14 protein-coding genes, 2 tRNA genes and 1 pseudogene are annotated in these 15,609 nt (G+C 54.2%); 11 read left to right on the forward strand and 6 right to left on the reverse strand.

Annotation, left to right across the window (positions count from 1 at the left end):
• Nucleotides 1-109: 109 nt before the first annotated feature.
• Nucleotides 110-1,618 (forward strand): sodium/proline symporter PutP, encoded by a 1,509-nt coding sequence (gene putP, locus NUX24_RS02165; RefSeq protein WP_149323878.1) that lies wholly within the window; start codon nucleotides 110-112, stop codon nucleotides 1,616-1,618.
• Nucleotides 1,619-1,734: 116 nt separating this feature from the next.
• Entirely contained in the window at nucleotides 1,735-2,154 is a 420-nt protein-coding gene (locus tag NUX24_RS02170) for a DUF3574 domain-containing protein (RefSeq protein WP_047650830.1), read from the forward strand.
• A gap of 31 nt (nucleotides 2,155-2,185) precedes the next feature.
• Here NUX24_RS02170 and NUX24_RS02175 read toward each other — a convergent pair whose 3' ends face one another.
• A complete protein-coding gene (locus tag NUX24_RS02175) occupies nucleotides 2,186-3,370 on the reverse strand; it encodes a NupC/NupG family nucleoside CNT transporter (protein WP_126328207.1) in 1,185 nt (394 codons plus the stop codon).
• Between the two features lie 251 nt (nucleotides 3,371-3,621).
• Between NUX24_RS02175 and efeU the strand changes: the two genes are divergently transcribed.
• From efeU to NUX24_RS02200, 5 genes are all read left to right on the forward strand, one after another.
• Nucleotides 3,622-4,455, forward strand: a complete 834-nt coding sequence (gene efeU / locus NUX24_RS02180) for an iron uptake transporter permease EfeU (protein ID WP_126328209.1) — start codon at nucleotides 3,622-3,624, stop codon at nucleotides 4,453-4,455.
• A gap of 40 nt (nucleotides 4,456-4,495) precedes the next feature.
• Nucleotides 4,496-5,623 carry an iron uptake system protein EfeO gene (efeO, locus tag NUX24_RS02185; RefSeq protein ID WP_047650833.1) on the forward strand — a complete coding sequence of 376 codons (1,128 nt, stop codon included), beginning with the start codon at nucleotides 4,496-4,498 and terminating at the stop codon, nucleotides 5,621-5,623.
• A gap of 5 nt (nucleotides 5,624-5,628) precedes the next feature.
• Entirely contained in the window at nucleotides 5,629-6,912 is a 1,284-nt protein-coding gene (efeB, locus tag NUX24_RS02190; protein WP_126328211.1) for an iron uptake transporter deferrochelatase/peroxidase subunit, read from the forward strand.
• A 499-nt stretch (nucleotides 6,913-7,411) separates the two neighbouring features.
• A complete protein-coding gene (phoH, locus tag NUX24_RS02195) occupies nucleotides 7,412-8,203 on the forward strand; it encodes a phosphate starvation-inducible protein PhoH (protein WP_029740192.1) in 792 nt (263 codons plus the stop codon).
• A 393-nt stretch (nucleotides 8,204-8,596) separates the two neighbouring features.
• Nucleotides 8,597-10,102 carry a sodium:alanine symporter family protein gene (locus NUX24_RS02200; protein ID WP_257829715.1) on the forward strand — a complete coding sequence of 502 codons (1,506 nt, stop codon included), beginning with the start codon at nucleotides 8,597-8,599 and terminating at the stop codon, nucleotides 10,100-10,102.
• A gap of 351 nt (nucleotides 10,103-10,453) precedes the next feature.
• Here the strand turns inward: NUX24_RS02200 and NUX24_RS02205 are convergent.
• From NUX24_RS02205 to NUX24_RS02215, 3 genes and pseudogenes are all read right to left on the reverse strand, one after another.
• A tRNA-Ser gene (locus NUX24_RS02205) sits at nucleotides 10,454-10,541 on the reverse strand.
• A 148-nt stretch (nucleotides 10,542-10,689) separates the two neighbouring features.
• Nucleotides 10,690-10,866 (reverse strand): annotated as a pseudogene (locus NUX24_RS02210) (hydrolase); the annotation flags it as partial.
• Nucleotides 10,867-11,056: 190 nt separating this feature from the next.
• A tRNA-Ser gene (locus NUX24_RS02215) sits at nucleotides 11,057-11,144 on the reverse strand.
• A gap of 232 nt (nucleotides 11,145-11,376) precedes the next feature.
• Between NUX24_RS02215 and ghrA the strand changes: the two genes are divergently transcribed.
• The 4 genes from ghrA (at nucleotide 11,377) to NUX24_RS02235 (ending at nucleotide 14,292) form a co-directional block, all read left to right on the forward strand.
• Nucleotides 11,377-12,315 carry a glyoxylate/hydroxypyruvate reductase GhrA gene (ghrA, locus tag NUX24_RS02220; RefSeq protein WP_257829716.1) on the forward strand — a complete coding sequence of 313 codons (939 nt, stop codon included), beginning with the start codon at nucleotides 11,377-11,379 and terminating at the stop codon, nucleotides 12,313-12,315.
• A gap of 84 nt (nucleotides 12,316-12,399) precedes the next feature.
• Nucleotides 12,400-13,137: a phosphatase gene (locus NUX24_RS02225; protein ID WP_257829717.1), complete on the forward strand. Its 738-nt coding sequence runs from the start codon at nucleotides 12,400-12,402 to the stop codon at nucleotides 13,135-13,137.
• 21 nt (nucleotides 13,138-13,158) lie between these two features.
• Nucleotides 13,159-13,713: a molecular chaperone gene (locus NUX24_RS02230; RefSeq protein WP_029740002.1), complete on the forward strand. Its 555-nt coding sequence runs from the start codon at nucleotides 13,159-13,161 to the stop codon at nucleotides 13,711-13,713.
• Between the two features lie 96 nt (nucleotides 13,714-13,809).
• Nucleotides 13,810-14,292 (forward strand): DUF1097 domain-containing protein, encoded by a 483-nt coding sequence (locus NUX24_RS02235; RefSeq protein WP_193804625.1) that lies wholly within the window; start codon nucleotides 13,810-13,812, stop codon nucleotides 14,290-14,292.
• A 43-nt stretch (nucleotides 14,293-14,335) separates the two neighbouring features.
• Here NUX24_RS02235 and csgG read toward each other — a convergent pair whose 3' ends face one another.
• Complete coding sequence (gene csgG, locus NUX24_RS02240; RefSeq protein WP_025755858.1) at nucleotides 14,336-15,169, reverse strand: curli production assembly/transport protein CsgG; 834 nt, start codon at nucleotides 15,167-15,169, stop codon at nucleotides 14,336-14,338.
• A 26-nt stretch (nucleotides 15,170-15,195) separates the two neighbouring features.
• The gene (csgF, locus tag NUX24_RS02245; RefSeq protein ID WP_008500846.1) at nucleotides 15,196-15,609 is read right to left on the reverse strand and encodes a curli production assembly/transport protein CsgF; all 414 of its coding nucleotides are present in this window, start codon (nucleotides 15,607-15,609) and stop codon (nucleotides 15,196-15,198) included.

The following is a 15,609-nucleotide window of genomic DNA, read 5'->3' on the forward strand; positions in this document are numbered from 1 at the left end:
ACGGCAGGATAGCGCGCCCAACCGAAACACAAGATACATTCACCTCGTTCCGGTGATCATATAACAAGGCAGCCCGGATGGTTGTCGCTCGACATTTTGGAGAATTTGAATGGCTATTAGCACACCGATGCTGGTGACATTTCTCGTTTATATTTTTGGCATGATCCTGATAGGGTTTTTGGCGTGGCGTTCTACAAAGAACTTTGACGACTACATTCTGGGCGGACGCAGTTTAGGCCCGATGGTGACCGCACTCTCTGCGGGCGCATCCGACATGAGCGGCTGGCTGCTGATGGGGCTGCCCGGCGCGATTTTCATCTCCGGTATTTCTGAAAGCTGGATCGCCATCGGCCTGACCGTGGGTGCGTGGATCAACTGGAAGCTGGTGGCAGGCCGTCTGCGCGTGCATACCGAGGCCAACAACAACGCCCTGACGCTGCCGGATTACTTCACCGGACGCTTTGAAGATAACAGCCGCGTTCTGCGCATTATCTCCGCGGTGGTTATTCTGCTGTTCTTCACCATCTACTGCGCCTCCGGCATCGTGGCCGGCGCGCGTCTTTTCGAAAGCACCTTCGGCATGAGCTACGAAACTGCCCTGTGGGCCGGTGCTGCGGCGACTATCCTCTATACCTTCGTGGGCGGGTTCCTGGCGGTAAGCTGGACCGACACCGTGCAGGCGAGCCTGATGATCTTTGCCCTGATCCTGACTCCGGTGATTGTGATTTTCACCGTTGGCGGCTTTGGCGAATCGCTGGAAGTGATCAAGCAGAAGAGCATCGAAAACGTCGACATGCTGAAAGGGCTGAACTTCGTGGCCATCGTCTCCCTGATGGGCTGGGGTCTGGGCTACTTCGGTCAGCCGCATATCCTGGCGCGCTTTATGGCGGCGGATTCCCACCACACCATCGTTCATGCCCGTCGCATCAGCATGACGTGGATGATCCTGTGTCTGGCGGGGGCGTGTGCGGTCGGCTTCTTCGGCATCGCGTACTTCAACAACAACCCGGCGCAGGCGGGCGCGGTGAACCAGAACGCCGAGCGCGTGTTCATCGAGCTGGCGCAAATTCTGTTTAACCCGTGGATTGCCGGTATTCTGCTCTCCGCGATCCTGGCGGCGGTGATGTCTACCCTGAGCTGCCAGCTGCTGGTCTGCTCCAGCGCAATCACCGAAGACCTCTACAAAGCCTTCCTGCGTAAAAACGCGAGCCAGAAAGAGCTGGTGTGGGTAGGGCGCTTTATGGTGCTGGTGGTGGCGCTGGTAGCCATTGCGCTGGCGGCCAACCCGGAGAACCGCGTGCTGGGCCTGGTGAGCTACGCGTGGGCGGGCTTTGGTGCGGCGTTTGGTCCGGTAGTGCTGTTCTCCGTCATGTGGTCACGTATGACCCGTAACGGAGCGCTGGCGGGGATGATTATCGGTGCGGTGACCGTTATCGTCTGGAAACAGTTCGCATGGCTGGGCCTGTACGAAATCATTCCGGGCTTCATCTTCGGCAGCATCGGCATCGTGGTGTTCAGCCTGCTGGGTAAAGCCCCGTCTGCCTCCATGCAGAAACGCTTTGCTGAGGCCGACGCGCATTACCACACTGCGCCGCCGTCTAAGCTCCAGGCAGAATAATTTTTCTTGCTGCACAATGCAGGCCGGGTGAGCGCAAGCGCACCCGGCTTTTTTCTTGCCAAAATCCGTAATTTCCTGTGATATCCATGTGCTTATAACAATGAGGATAGCGAAGCATGACAATCAAAACAGGGGTAATGGCAGCGGCATTCTTGATGCTCGCTGGCTGCACGGCGCCATCACAGCACGCGGCGGTGGAGACCTGCAAAGCGGATAACCAGATGCAGCAAACCACGCTCTATTTCGGCTTAAATCGTCCTGCCGGGGCGCAGATCACCAGCAACGAGTGGCAGCAGTTTGTCGATCAGGACGTGACGCCGCGTTTCCGCGATGGCTTAACGGTGTTTGACGCGCGCGGGCAGTGGCTGGGGAACGACGGGAAAGTGGCGCGAGAACCCAGCAAAGCATTGATGCTGATCCACGGTAAAGATGCGCAGAGCGAGAAGAACATCGAAGCGTTACGCGGGATTTACAAGTCACGCTTCGCGCAGGAGTCGGTGATGCGGGTCGATCAGCCGGTGTGCGTGCAGTTCTGATAAAAACGGCGGGATAACCCGCCGTTCTCACTTACAGCACCAAACCCGCAAAGCTCGCCGACAGCAGGCTCACCAGCGTCGCGCCGTACACCAGACGCAAACCGAAACGCGATACCACGTTCCCCTGCTGTTCGTTCAGGCCCTTAATCGCCCCGGCCACGATGCCGATGGACGCGAAGTTCGCGAAGGATACCAGGAAGACGGATAAAATCCCCAGCCCGCGCGGGGACATCTGATGCGCGATTTTTTGCAGCTCAATCATCGCCACAAATTCATTCGCCACCAGCTTGGTTGCCATAATACTGCCCGCGTTTAAGGCATCGCTCAGCGGAATCCCCACCAGCCACGCCAGGGGATAAAATACGTAACCCAGGATCTGCTGGAAGCTCATGCCAAATACGCTGGAGAAGAGGGCGTTAACGGCGCTAATAAGCGCGATAAAGCCAATCAGCATCGCCAGAATAATCATCGCCACCTTAAAACCGGCCAGAATATACTCGCCGAGCATCTCAAAGAAGCTCTGCGATTCGTGCAGTTTTTCCAGCTTGATATCCGGCTCCGCTTCCGGGCGCGCCGGGTTGATGACGGAGAGAATAATAAAGGTGCTGAACATGTTCAGAATCAGCGCGGCGACGACAAATTTGGCGTCAAGCATGGTCATATAGGCGCCGACAATCGACAGGGAGACCGTCGACATGGCCGTGGCCGCCATGGTGAAGAGACGACGAGAGGAGAGATCGCCCAGCACGCCTTTGTAGGCAATGAAGTTTTCCGACTGGCCGAGGATCAGCGAACTCACCGCGTTAAAGGATTCCAGCTTGCCCATACCGTTCAGTTTCGACAGCAGCGTACCGATGACCCGAATAAAAATCGGCAGGATCCGCCAGTGCTGAAGAATACCAATCAGTGCGGAAATAAAAATAATCGGGCAAAGCACGCCGAGGAAAATGAACGCCAGACCTTTTTCCCCCATTCCGCCAAAGACGAAATTGGTACCTTCGCCGGCAAATTTGAGCAGTGACTCAAAGAATCCGGAGACGTATTTAATCAGGAATAACCCACTTTCGGCGTGCAGGAAAAAGAACGCCAGCGCAATTTCAATAATAATCAGCTGTAAAACATAACGAATGCGAATTTTTCGGCGGTCGAAACTTACCAGCCAGGCAAGCGCGAGAATAATGACCAGCGCCAGCAGGAAATGGACAATTTTAAACATAATTAATTTTCACCAGGTTTTTGAGGCGGATATTTAGCCACAGCCCCGTACCAGCGTAAATGGGCATTTTCGTTATAACTTATAAACCTGAACGTAACGTATGTAACTATTACCAGACTCTGCGTTTACAACTCGTCATCAAAACACCGCACATTTCGCTTGTGTTTATTTTCGCCGTAATGATAATCACTATCACAAGAATTTACCTTTCTTTGCATCAGTTGACCGCGATAAACATTTAAGGTGTCGGCATGTTTGTTCCATTTCTCATTATGTTACGTGAAGGGCTTGAAGCTGCCCTTATCGTGAGCCTCATCGCCAGTTATCTGAAGCGAACCCAGCGCGGACGCTGGATTGGCGTCATGTGGGTCGGGGTATTCCTTGCTGCAGCACTCTGTCTGGGCCTCGGTATCCTCATCAACGAAACCACCGGGGAGTTCCCGCAGAAAGAGCAGGAGCTGTTTGAGGGGATAGTCGCCGTAATTGCGGTGGTGATCCTCACCTGGATGGTGTTCTGGATGCGTAAAGTCTCCCGTAACGTGAAGGTGCAGCTGGAGCAGGCGGTGGATAACGCCCTGCAAAAGGGGAACAACCACGGCTGGGCGCTCATTATGATGGTCTTTTTCGCCGTCGCGCGTGAAGGCCTTGAGTCTGTTTTCTTCCTGCTGGCGGCGTTTCAGCAGGATGTGGGGATCTGGCCGCCGCTGGGAGCCGTGCTGGGTCTCGCCACGGCCGTGGTGCTCGGTTTCCTGATCTACTGGGGCGGTATCCGCCTGAACCTGGGCGCGTTCTTCAAGTGGACCAGCCTGTTTATTCTGCTGGTGGCTGCGGGGCTGGCGGCGGGGGCGATACGCGCCTTCCACGAGGCGGGCCTGTGGAACCATTTCCAGGACGTGGCGTTTGACCTTAGCAACGTGCTCTCCACCCATTCTCTGACCGGCACCCTGCTCGAAGGTATCTTCGGCTATCAGGAAACGCCGAGCGTCAGCGAAGTGGCGATGTACTTTATCTATCTGGTTCCGGCGCTGGTGCTGTTCGCAATGCCGCCGCGTACCGGCAAGCAGGCGTCGCGCGTGACGCCGTAATCTTTGATTTAGTTACAACATACTTATAAAGGGAAGAGTCATGGCAATTCAGTTCCGTCGTAGTGCGTTATGCGCAGGCATTGCCGCGCTGTTCGCTTCTGCATTCTCCGCCTGGGGCGCGGATGTTCCTCAGGTTAAAGTCACCGTCAATGACAAGCAGTGTGAGCCGATGACCCTCACGGTCAACAGCGGCAAAACCCAGTTTATCATCCAGAACCATAGCCAGAAGGCGCTGGAGTGGGAGATCCTCAAAGGCGTAATGGTGGTGGAAGAGCGCGAAAACATCGCCCCTGGCTTCAGCCAGAAGATGACCGCCAACCTGCAGCCGGGGGAGTACGAGATGACCTGCGGCCTGCTGACTAATCCGAAAGGCAAGCTGATCGTCAAGGGCAACGCCACGAAGGATGCCGCGAAGGGCGAAGCGCTGCTGAGCCTGGGCGAGGCCATCACCGCCTATAAAGCCTACGTCACTAAAGAGACTGCAGATCTGGTCGCGGGCACCAAAGCCTTTACCGATGCGGTGAAAGCGGGCGATATCGAAAAGGCGAAATCCCTGTATGCGCCAACCCGTCAGCACTACGAGCGTATTGAGCCAATTGCGGAGCTGTTCTCCGATCTTGATGGCAGCATTGATGCCCGTGAAGACGATTACGAGCAAAAAGCGGCCGATCCGAAATTCACCGGTTTCCACCGTCTTGAGAAAGCCCTGTTTGGCGACAACTCTACCAAAGGGATGGAGAAATACGCCGAGCAGCTGAACGGCGACGTGCTGGAGCTGCAAAAGCGCATCAGCGAGCTGGCCTTCCCGCCGTCAAAAGTGGTGGGCGGCGCGGCCGGTCTGATTGAAGAAGTGGCCGCGAGCAAAATCAGCGGCGAAGAAGATCGCTACAGCCATACCGATCTGTGGGACTTCCAGGCCAACGTAGACGGCGCGCAGAAAATTGTTAACCTTCTGCGCCCTCAGCTGCAGAAAGAGAACAGCGAACTGCTGGCCAAAGTGGATGCCAACTTCAAAAAAGTCGATACCATTCTGGCGAAGTACCGTACCAAAGACGGGTTTGAAACCTACGACAAGCTGACCGATGCCGACCGTAACGCGCTGAAAGGCCCGATTACCGCCCTGGCGGAAGATCTCTCTCTGCTGCGCGGCGTACTGGGTCTGGACTAAGCACGATGAACAAGCATGACGAATACGACGTGGCAGAACCTTCACGTCGTCGATTGTTAAAAGGGGTGGGGGCGCTGGGGGGCGCTCTTGCTCTGGCCGGTGGCTGTCCGGTAGCGCATGCGGCGAAACCGCAAAGCGCGCCCGGCACGCTGTCACCCAATGCCCGCATGGAGACGCAGCCGTTTTATGGCGAACATCAGTCGGGCATCCTGACGCCGCAGCAGGCGTCCATGATGCTGGTGGCCTTTGATTCACTGGCGAGCGATAAAGCCGATCTTGAACGCCTGTTCCGCCTGCTGACAACGCGCATCGCGTTTCTCACTGCCGGCGGACCGGCGCCCGATACGCCGAACCCGCGTCTGCCGCCAATGGACTCCGGTATTCTGGGGCCGTTTATCGCCCCGGATAACCTGACCATTACCGTTTCGCTCGGTGAAACGCTGTTTGATGCGCGCTACGGGCTGGCAAAACAGAAGCCGAAATCGCTGCAGAAAATGACGCGTTTCCCGAATGACTCCCTGGACGCGGCGCTGTGTCATGGCGACCTGCTCCTGCAGATTTGTGCCAATACCCAGGACACGGTGATCCACGCCCTGCGCGATATTATCAAGCACACGCCGGATCTGCTGAGCGTGCGCTGGAAGCGGGAAGGGTTTATCTCTGACCACGCCGCCCGCAGCAAAGGCAAAGAGACGCCGGTTAACCTGCTGGGCTTTAAGGATGGCACGGCCAACCCGGACAGCAGCGATGCGGCGTTGATGAAAGACGTGGTATGGGTGACGGCAGATCAGGGCGAACCGGCGTGGGCGGTGGGCGGCAGCTATCAGGCGGTGCGCATTATCCAGTTCCACGTGGAGTTCTGGGACCGCACGCCGCTCAAGGAGCAGCAGACGATCTTTGGTCGCGATAAGCAAAGCGGCGCGCCGCTTGGCATGAAGAACGAGCATGATGTGCCTGACTACGCGAGCGATCCGAATGGCGACGTCATCGCGCTCGACAGCCATATCCGCCTTGCTAACCCGCGCACTAAAGAGACGCAATCCAGCCTGATGATGCGTCGTGGCTACAGCTATTCGCTCGGCGTGACCAACGCCGGCCAGCTCGATATGGGGCTGCTGTTCGTTTGCTATCAGCACGATCTGGAAAAAGGCTTCCTGACCGTGCAGAAGCGGCTCAACGGCGAAGCGCTGGAAGAGTACATTAAGCCCATCGGCGGCGGCTATTTCTTTGCCCTGCCGGGAGTGCGCGACAGCAACGCGTATCTCGCTCAGGGTCTTATTGAAGCCTGATAATTGTCCCCGCAACCGTTCGCGGGGACATTATTTTTTCATATGACTATCTTGTTGTTATATTTCTGTAATATTCATATATGAGACTGATTCCGCTGCAGGAGCAGTCTTAAAAGTTGCGCTCAGGTAAAATAAATGTTGCATTTATGATAACTCCTGATGTACTTAAGATAAGACAGCGGTAGTTCCCGGCAGTGATGCTGAATCACTATGGAGATCGCGAATGGTTGCGTCCTGTACTGGACAAGGTAAACATAAAAACCGCAGCACCCGGCGCGGAGGCTCTGACTCCGGCAGCGATTTTCTCACCACTAAATTTTCCCCCATCCCTCAAGAATCTGATTCGACCGACGTGCAGAACGGTGCGCGTAGCTGTTCCGTATCGTTATCCGATAAAGCAAGCAATGGCTTACAAGGAAGCCAACCCTCTGATGTTCGTGCGCATAATCGTGCCGAAGCTGGCGCGTGTGATGAATACCAACAACTCAAGGTGCTATCCATGGGAAGACAAAAAGCAGTGATCAAAGCTCGTCGCGAAGCAAAACGTGTGCTGAGACGGGATTCACGTAGCCATAAACAGCGTGAAGAAGAATCGGTCACCTCGCTTGTGCAGATGAGTGGCGTAGAAGCAATTGGCATGGCCCGAGACAGCCGTGATAATTCTCCAATTGTTGCGCGCAATGAGGCTCAGGCGCACTACCTGAATGCTATCGAGAGTAAACAGCTCATCTTTGCAACCGGTGAAGCCGGATGCGGGAAAACCTGGATCAGTGCAGCCAAAGCGGCGGAAGCGCTGATCCATAAGGACGTGGAGAGAATTATTGTTACCCGTCCTGTACTGCAGGCTGATGAAGATCTCGGCTTCCTGCCCGGGGATATTTCGGAGAAGTTTGCTCCGTACTTCAGGCCCGTCTATGACGTGCTGGTGAAGCGACTGGGTGCATCCTTTATGCAGTACTGCCTGCGACCAGAGATTGGCAAGGTGGAAATCGCGCCGTTCGCCTATATGCGCGGACGTACATTTGAAAATGCGGTCGTCATTCTTGACGAGGCTCAGAACGTGACCGCTGCGCAAATGAAGATGTTTTTAACGCGCCTCGGGGAGAACGTGACGGTTATCGTTAACGGCGATATTACCCAGTGTGACCTGCCATCCGGCGTGAAATCCGGGCTGAGCGACGCCATGTCACGTTTTGAGGAAGATGAGATGATTGGGGTGGTACGCTTCACTAAAGAGGACTGTGTGCGTTCAGCGCTCTGTCAGCGCACGCTGCAAGTCTATTCCGACTAAAGATAAAGCATTATCGTTTTGCCTCTTTCCTGTAATGTCTTCCCGGCGTAATGCCGGGAAGCGTCGTTTATACTCCGCAGAAATTCCCCTTATTTAAGCACTGTATTGCTGGAAGAATAATTTCGATTATTAAGTGGGTGGGCGTTTTTATTCTTTTTTGCAGAAGTGTGATATGAAGTGATAATACCCACAAAATACCTGTGAATATAATGAGTGCGCTAATTGTTAGTTAAAAATTAAACGTGAATGTTGTCACAGAACATGATTACGAAGTAAAAATTAAGTTGGTGTCTTCAGGTGAGTTATCTATGTTTCGTACTTGTTCGAACAAAATTCTAAGAAGAAACACAACAGGGGAGCCTTTTCCCTGAAACATCACGCTGAGGGTCATACATGAACGAACTGGTCGGTGCTATTAATGGTGTAATCTGGAGCCCTGCGTTAATATTCTTATGTCTGGGTGTCGGCCTCTATTTCTCGCTGCGTAGTCGCTTCCTGCAATTACGCCATATCAAACATATGATTACCCTGATGTTCCAGGGGCGTCCTACCGATGCAGGCGTATCGTCATTTCAGGCGCTGACGATGACGCTGGCAGGCCGCGTGGGGACAGGGAATATCGCCGGCGTGGCCACGGCAATTACCTTTGGCGGGCCGGGCGCGCTTTTCTGGATGTGGATAGTCGCTTTTTTAGGTGCCAGCTCCGCATTTGTCGAATCCACCCTGGGACAAGTTTATAAAGAAAAAATTAACGGCGAATATCGCGGTGGTCCTGCCTTTTATATTGAAAAAGGTTTAGGCGTGAAGTGGTACGCATGGTTATTTGCTATTGTGACAATTTTCGCCTGCGGATTATTACTTCCGGGCGTGCAGGCAAACTCGATTGGGGCGAGCCTGGATATTGCGTTTGGCCTGAGTCCGAACGTTACGGCGGCATTACTTGCGGTACTGTTAAGTTTTATTATATTCGGTGGTGTGAAAAGGATCGCCAGCTTTAGCAGTATGGTCGTTCCATTTATGGCGCTGGGGTATATTATTGTCGCCTGCGTGATTATCGCCATTAATATTAACCAGCTTCCTTCGGTTATTCTGCTGATCTGGAAAAGTGCGTTCGGCCTTGAAGCAGGTTTCGGTGCCATCCTGGGTCAGGCCATCATGTGGGGCGTTAAGCGCGGCGTCTATTCCAACGAGGCCGCGCAGGGGACAGGGCCGCATGCATCATCTGCGGCGGCAGTAAGCCATCCGGTGAAGCAGGGGCTGGTTCAGGCATTCTCGGTCTACATTGACACGCTGTTTGTCTGCTCCGCGACCGGGTTTATGCTGCTGATCACCGGGCTGTATAACGTCCAGGGCGTCGACGGCGCAGCGCTTTATACCGGGATTACAGGCGTTGCCGCGGGTCCTGGCTATGTGCAGACGGCGATGGAAAGTATGATGCCAGGCTTTGGTAATTACTTTGTTGCCATTGCGTTGTTCTTCTTTGCCTTCACAACGATTATTGCCTACTACTATATTGCCGAAACCAATATCGCCTTCATTAACCGTAAAATTCACCGTCCATGGCTGACATTTCTGCTCAAGTTATGCCTGATGGCCTCCACGGTATATGGCACGGTTCGCACCGCGGATCTGGCATGGGGGCTGGGGGATATTGGGGTAGGGCTGATGGCGTGGCTCAACATTATTGCCATTGTTCTGTTGCATAAAAAAGCATTTGCCAGCCTTAAGGATTATGAAATCCAGAATGCGCAGGGGCTGGATCCACAGTTTGACCCGGTTCGCCTGGGGATTAAAAATGCGGATTACTGGCTTGATGGGCGTAAGGATGAGGATGGTGCTCAGCCTGAGCAGGTTTCATCGCTTGAAAGAAAGCAGCCGGCAGGGAAGTTGAATAGCTGAGGAATCGAATAAAAAAGCCCGGGCATTAGTTCGGGCTTTTTTATATAGCTGAGGCGGCTCAGTCCGCACCGGGGGGGATTGACTCGCTTCGCTCGCCCTACGGGCAGCCTGTTCGCTGCGCTCTCAGTCTGTCCAACTGGCTGCCGCCAGTTGTCGAACCCCGTTCGGGGGTTCTCATCCCCCCTTTTCGGAGAATATAAAAGAAAAAAGCCCGTACTTTCGTACGAGCTCTCATCTTAAATATGGCGGTGAGGGGGGGATTCGAACCCCGTTCGGGGGTTCTCATCCCCCCTTTTCGGAGAATATAAAAGAAAAAAGCCCGTACTTTCGTACGAGCTCTCATCTTAAATATGGCGGTGAGGGGGGGATTCGAACCCCCGATACGTTGCCGTATACACACTTTCCAGGCGTGCTCCTTCAGCCACTCGGACACCTCACCATATTGTTTTGCTGCCTGACCGCTTGGGGAGGCAACGGGGCGCTACTATAGGGAGTTGCGCTAACACGGTCAAGCAGATTTTCAGCTTTAGTGCCTGTTCGGTTAAGCATTAATCAGCTCCACGATTTTTACGTCGTGGCACAGGGGACTAACGCTGTGAATCGAGCACTTCGCTGTTTATAACCACTTCCTGGGCTTTGCCGTAGCTTTCGATCAGCAGCCGGTAAGCCGGGAAGATGTGGGTGTACACCTCAGCCCACTGAGCCGCGTCCTCACGGTTCCAGGTTCTCTGGATCTCGGAGGCCACCGCCGCCGTATCCATGGGCTGGGGCCAACGCAGGCGTTGTTCAAAAACGCTCCCGGCGTTTTTGTGCGGGCAGCCTGTTCGCTGCGCTCTCAGTCTGTCCAACTGGCTGTCGCCAGTTGTCGAACCCCGGTCGGGGGTTTTCATCCCCCGCAGGCGTGCAACATGCGAAAAAAAAGCCCGCATTTTCATGCGAGCTCTTCTTTAAATATGGCGGTGAGGGGGGGATTCGAACCCCCGATACGTTGCCGTATACACACTTTCCAGGCGTGCTCCTTCAGCCACTCGGACACCTCACCATATTGTCATCCCGTTGTTGCCGGGACGGGCGCTAATGTAAGGAAAAGCCGAACTGCCGTCAACTCACTTTTTCAGTAATTTAGCGCGTTTAGACAAACTTCAGGCAACATGATTCTTAAATGTGCTGAAAGCGTCTTTTTTATCAGCAACACAGTTGCGCTATAAATTTGTTATGCTGACCGTCCAGTGGAAAAACAAACTAAATCAGCGCAATAAAAGGCAGGAATGACTATGGATATACTTTTCTATCACCCCACGTTTGATACGGCATACTGGATCAAGGCGCTTTCGGCGGCGTTACCCGGCGCACGCGTTCGCGAGTGGAAGCGTGGCGATAATGAACATGCTGACTATGCGCTGGTCTGGCATCCTCCGGTAGAAATGCTCCAGGGCCGCAAGCTGAAGGCCGTTTTTGCCCTGGGAGCCGGCGTGGATTCCATTCTGAGCAAACTGAAGGCACACCCTGAAATGCTGCCGGAAGAGATCCCACTCTTCCGCCTGGAAGATACCGGAATGGGGCAGCAGATGCAGGAGTATGCCGTGAGCCAGGTACTGCACTGGTTCCGCCGCTTCGATGACTATCAGGCCTTTAAACAGCGAGCCCACTGGGAGCCGCTGCCGGAGTACCATCGCGAAGACTTTACCATCGGCATCCTCGGTGCGGGCGTGCTGGGCTCAAAAGTGGCCGAAGCGCTTGCCCCGTGGGGATTCCCGCTGCGCTGCTGGAGCCGCAGCCGCAAGAATTATCCGGGCGTAGAGAGCTTTGCCGGAACGGATGAGCTTCCGGCCTTTCTGAAAGGCACGCGTGTGCTCATAAACCTGCTGCCAAACACGGCGGAAACGGTGGGGATCATCAATGCAGCCCTGCTCAATCAGCTCCTCGACCAGAGCTACCTGATGAACCTCGCGCGTGGGGTACATGTCGTGGAAGGCGATCTGCTGAAGGTGCTGGACAGCGGAAAGCTCAAAGGCGCCATGCTGGATGTCTATAGCCGTGAGCCGCTGCCCGCGGAAAGCCCGCTGTGGGCGCATCCGCGCGTCGCGATGACGCCGCACGTGGCTGCCGTGACGCGTCCGGCAGAAGCGGTGGCGTATATATCCCATACCATCAGCGAAATTGAAAAGGGTAACGCGGTCACCGGACAGGTCGACAGACAGCGCGGTTACTAAGAGAAACCCGGCGTTCGCCGGGTTTTTGCTAATATTCGCCGCTGATAACTGCTATCCTTTGGAAAAACCGCAGAGGAGAGAGAGATGTATCCTGTTGACCTGCATATGCACACCGTCGCCAGTACCCACGCGTATAGCAACCTCCATGATTATATCGCCCAGGCGAAGCTTAAGAACATCAAGCTGTTCGCGATCACCGATCATGGCCCGGACATGGCGGATGCGCCGCACTACTGGCATTTTGTGAATATGCGGATCTGGCCACGTCTGGTGGACGGCATTGGGATACTGCGCGGCATTGAAGCGAATATTAAAAATACCGACGGTGAGATCGACTGCACCGGCCCGATGCTGACGTCTCTGGACCTTATCCTCGCCGGTTTCCATGAGCCGGTTTTCCCTCCCCAGGATAAAGAGACCAACACCGCGGCGATGATTGCCACCATTGCCAGCGGCAATGTGCATATCATCAGCCATCCCGGTAACCCAAAGTATCCAATTGATATTCAGGCTGTCGCGCAGGCGGCAGCGAAGCACCGCGTGGCGCTGGAGATTAATAACTCCTCCTTTGTGCACTCGCGTAAGGGCAGTGAAGCCAACTGTCGCGAAGTGGCTGCCGCCGTGCGTGACGCAGGTGGCATGGTGGCGCTGGGCTCAGATTCTCATACCGCGTTTACGCTGGGTGATTTCAGCGAGTGCCTGAAAGTGCTGAATGATGTTAACTTCCCGGAAGCGCAAATCCTGAACGTGACCCCACGCCGCATGCTCGATTTCCTCGAGTCGCGCGGCATGGAGCCGATTGCCGAATTTGACGATCTTTAATTGTGTAATGGAATCATAAAAATGAACGAGTTTTCCATCCTCTGCCGCGTGCTGGGTACGCTCTATTATCGCCAGCCGCAAGACCCGCTGTTGGTTCCGCTCTTTACGTTAATTCGTGAAGGCAAACTGGCGCAGAACTGGCCGCTGGAACAGGATGATTTACTGGAACGTCTGCAAAAAAGCTGCGACATGCAGCAGATTGCGACGGACTACAATGCGCTGTTCGTCGGCGATGAGTGCCGCGTTTCGCCATACCGTTCAGCCTGGCAGGAAGGGGCAACGGAAGCGGAGGTCCGCGCGTTCCTCTCCACGCGCGGTATGCCGCTGAGCGATACGCCGGCCGATCATATCGGTACGCTGCTGCTGGCGGCATCCTGGATCGAAGATAACGCTGGTGATGATGAGAACGAAGCCATCGAAACCCTGTTCGAAACCTACCTGCTGCCGTGGGTTGGGACATTCCTGGGTAAAGTCGAAGCGCATGCCACCTCGCCGTTCTGGAGAACGCTGGCGCCGCTGACCCGCGACGCTATCGCGGCAATGTGGGACGAGCTGGAAGAAGAGAATGAAGAGTGATTTAGATCACATAAATTCTGCAACTCAACATTCTAACTTGCACGTAATGTGCTTCTGATCTCATTTCTATGGTGCGCATCTGCTAAGATGCGCGCCATGAACATATTACTTTGTATCGCACTAACGACAGGTATTCTCTCCGGGCTCTGGGGATGGGTGGCCGTGTCTCTTGGACTGCTCAGTTGGGCCGGGTTCCTCGGCTGCACCGCCTATTTCGCCTGTCCGCAGGGGGGCGTCAAAGGGCTCTTTATCTCTGGCTGCACGCTGATGAGCGGTGTTATCTGGGCGCTGGTGATCGTTAAAGGCAGCGCGCTGGCGCCGCATCTGGAGCTGCTGGGATACGTCATGACGGGTGTCGTTGCCTTTTTAATGTGCATCCAGGCTAAGCATCTGCTGCTTTCATTTGTGCCGGGGACCTTTATGGGGGCGTGCGCGACCTTTGCAGGGCAGGGTGACTGGAAGCTGGTGGTTCCCTCCCTGGCGCTGGGGTTGCTGTTTGGCTATGCCATGAAAAACAGCGGTCTGTGGCTGGCGTCGCGGCGGGAAAAAGCGCAAAACATCACGGCGGTGAGCGAATAAAAAAAGACGAGATATTCATCTCGCCTTTTTTATGCGCTTCCTGTCAGGATTCCGGAGGGACTGACATATCGCGGTATTTCACCAGGATCGGGTTCTGCACGTCTGCTTTGTTTTGCAGATCCCACAGCCCGCGGTCGATACCGTCGTTGATTAAGAAGATCACGCCGGTTTCAATGGCTGACATCAGGCACATCATGACCGGCTCGTTAGAGGTGTAGCCAATTTCACCCTCCAGCAAACGCTGGTAATCGATGAAGCGGAATACCCCAGCCTGGACTTCATAAGACAGAATGGTTTTGCTGGTGTTCACCGAAGAGAGCACTTCGCCTGTACTGACGTTAACCACACGCAGGTTAACGGCGATTTGGTCAAGCTGATACTGGGTATCGGCACCGATACCGAAGTAACGTGCTCCCGCACCACCCGATTTAACGTTACTTTCGTAGCCAATAATCGATCCTTCAATCATCACGTTCGCTGCCGCCAGAGATTGCAGAGGCATGCGGTTATTGTCCGCGACGGTGCCATTTTCCTGGGCGGCACGAATGATTTTGCGTTCATTCAACAGGTTCTGGAGCCCCTGGCGTTCCAGAGGAATAAACCAGTGCGAATCCTTGAGCGCGGTAACCAGCATGGCGGTGGCACTTTGCGGCACGGCCGTGGAGAAGTTACTTGCCGGGTAAGGTTTAAATTGCCCGGTTTCATCCTGAATGTTGTATACGGAGACAAATATTTTCCCCGTAGGTGAAGGTAAATGTGTTAAATCACGATAACTCTGGGCCCGAGGCATTAATGTAGGTTTTGCAGCTTCTTTAGGTGGAGCAGTTAAACAACCGCTCAATAAGCACACTGCAACAAATATCAGGAAGCGCTGCATGATCGTTGTCCTTATTTAGCTATTGTTTAAAAGTCAGTTGAATTACTTTGTAGACCAGAAACCTGAATGGTGGAGATTCTTCCGGTTTTACGATCGGTCACGTTCAACTGAAGCTGTCCGTCGGTATTGGCGATATCAACGATAAAGTCGTTGGTCACCATCCGGCCGGGTTTACCGGTATTAATGTTGGTCAGTAACCCACCTAAAATCTGCGACTGAATAGCCTGAGTGAAGTTGTCCAGTGCGGACGGGGTATCAACGCTAAAATCCTTTAAGCTGGGATCCTTATAGGAGTTTTGCGCCTGAGCTTCATTCAGCAGGAACGCGCCATTGTTAGGGTTACCGCCAAAGTTAGGGTTACGGAACTGAAACGTCATGTTTCCGGCCCAGCTTATGGGTGTTATCAGCATTATCGAAACAACTGCATATGCAATACGCAT

Source organism: Enterobacter sp. HG048, assembly GCF_024702055.1.
Classification (GTDB): domain Bacteria; phylum Pseudomonadota; class Gammaproteobacteria; order Enterobacterales; family Enterobacteriaceae; genus Enterobacter; species Enterobacter dykesii.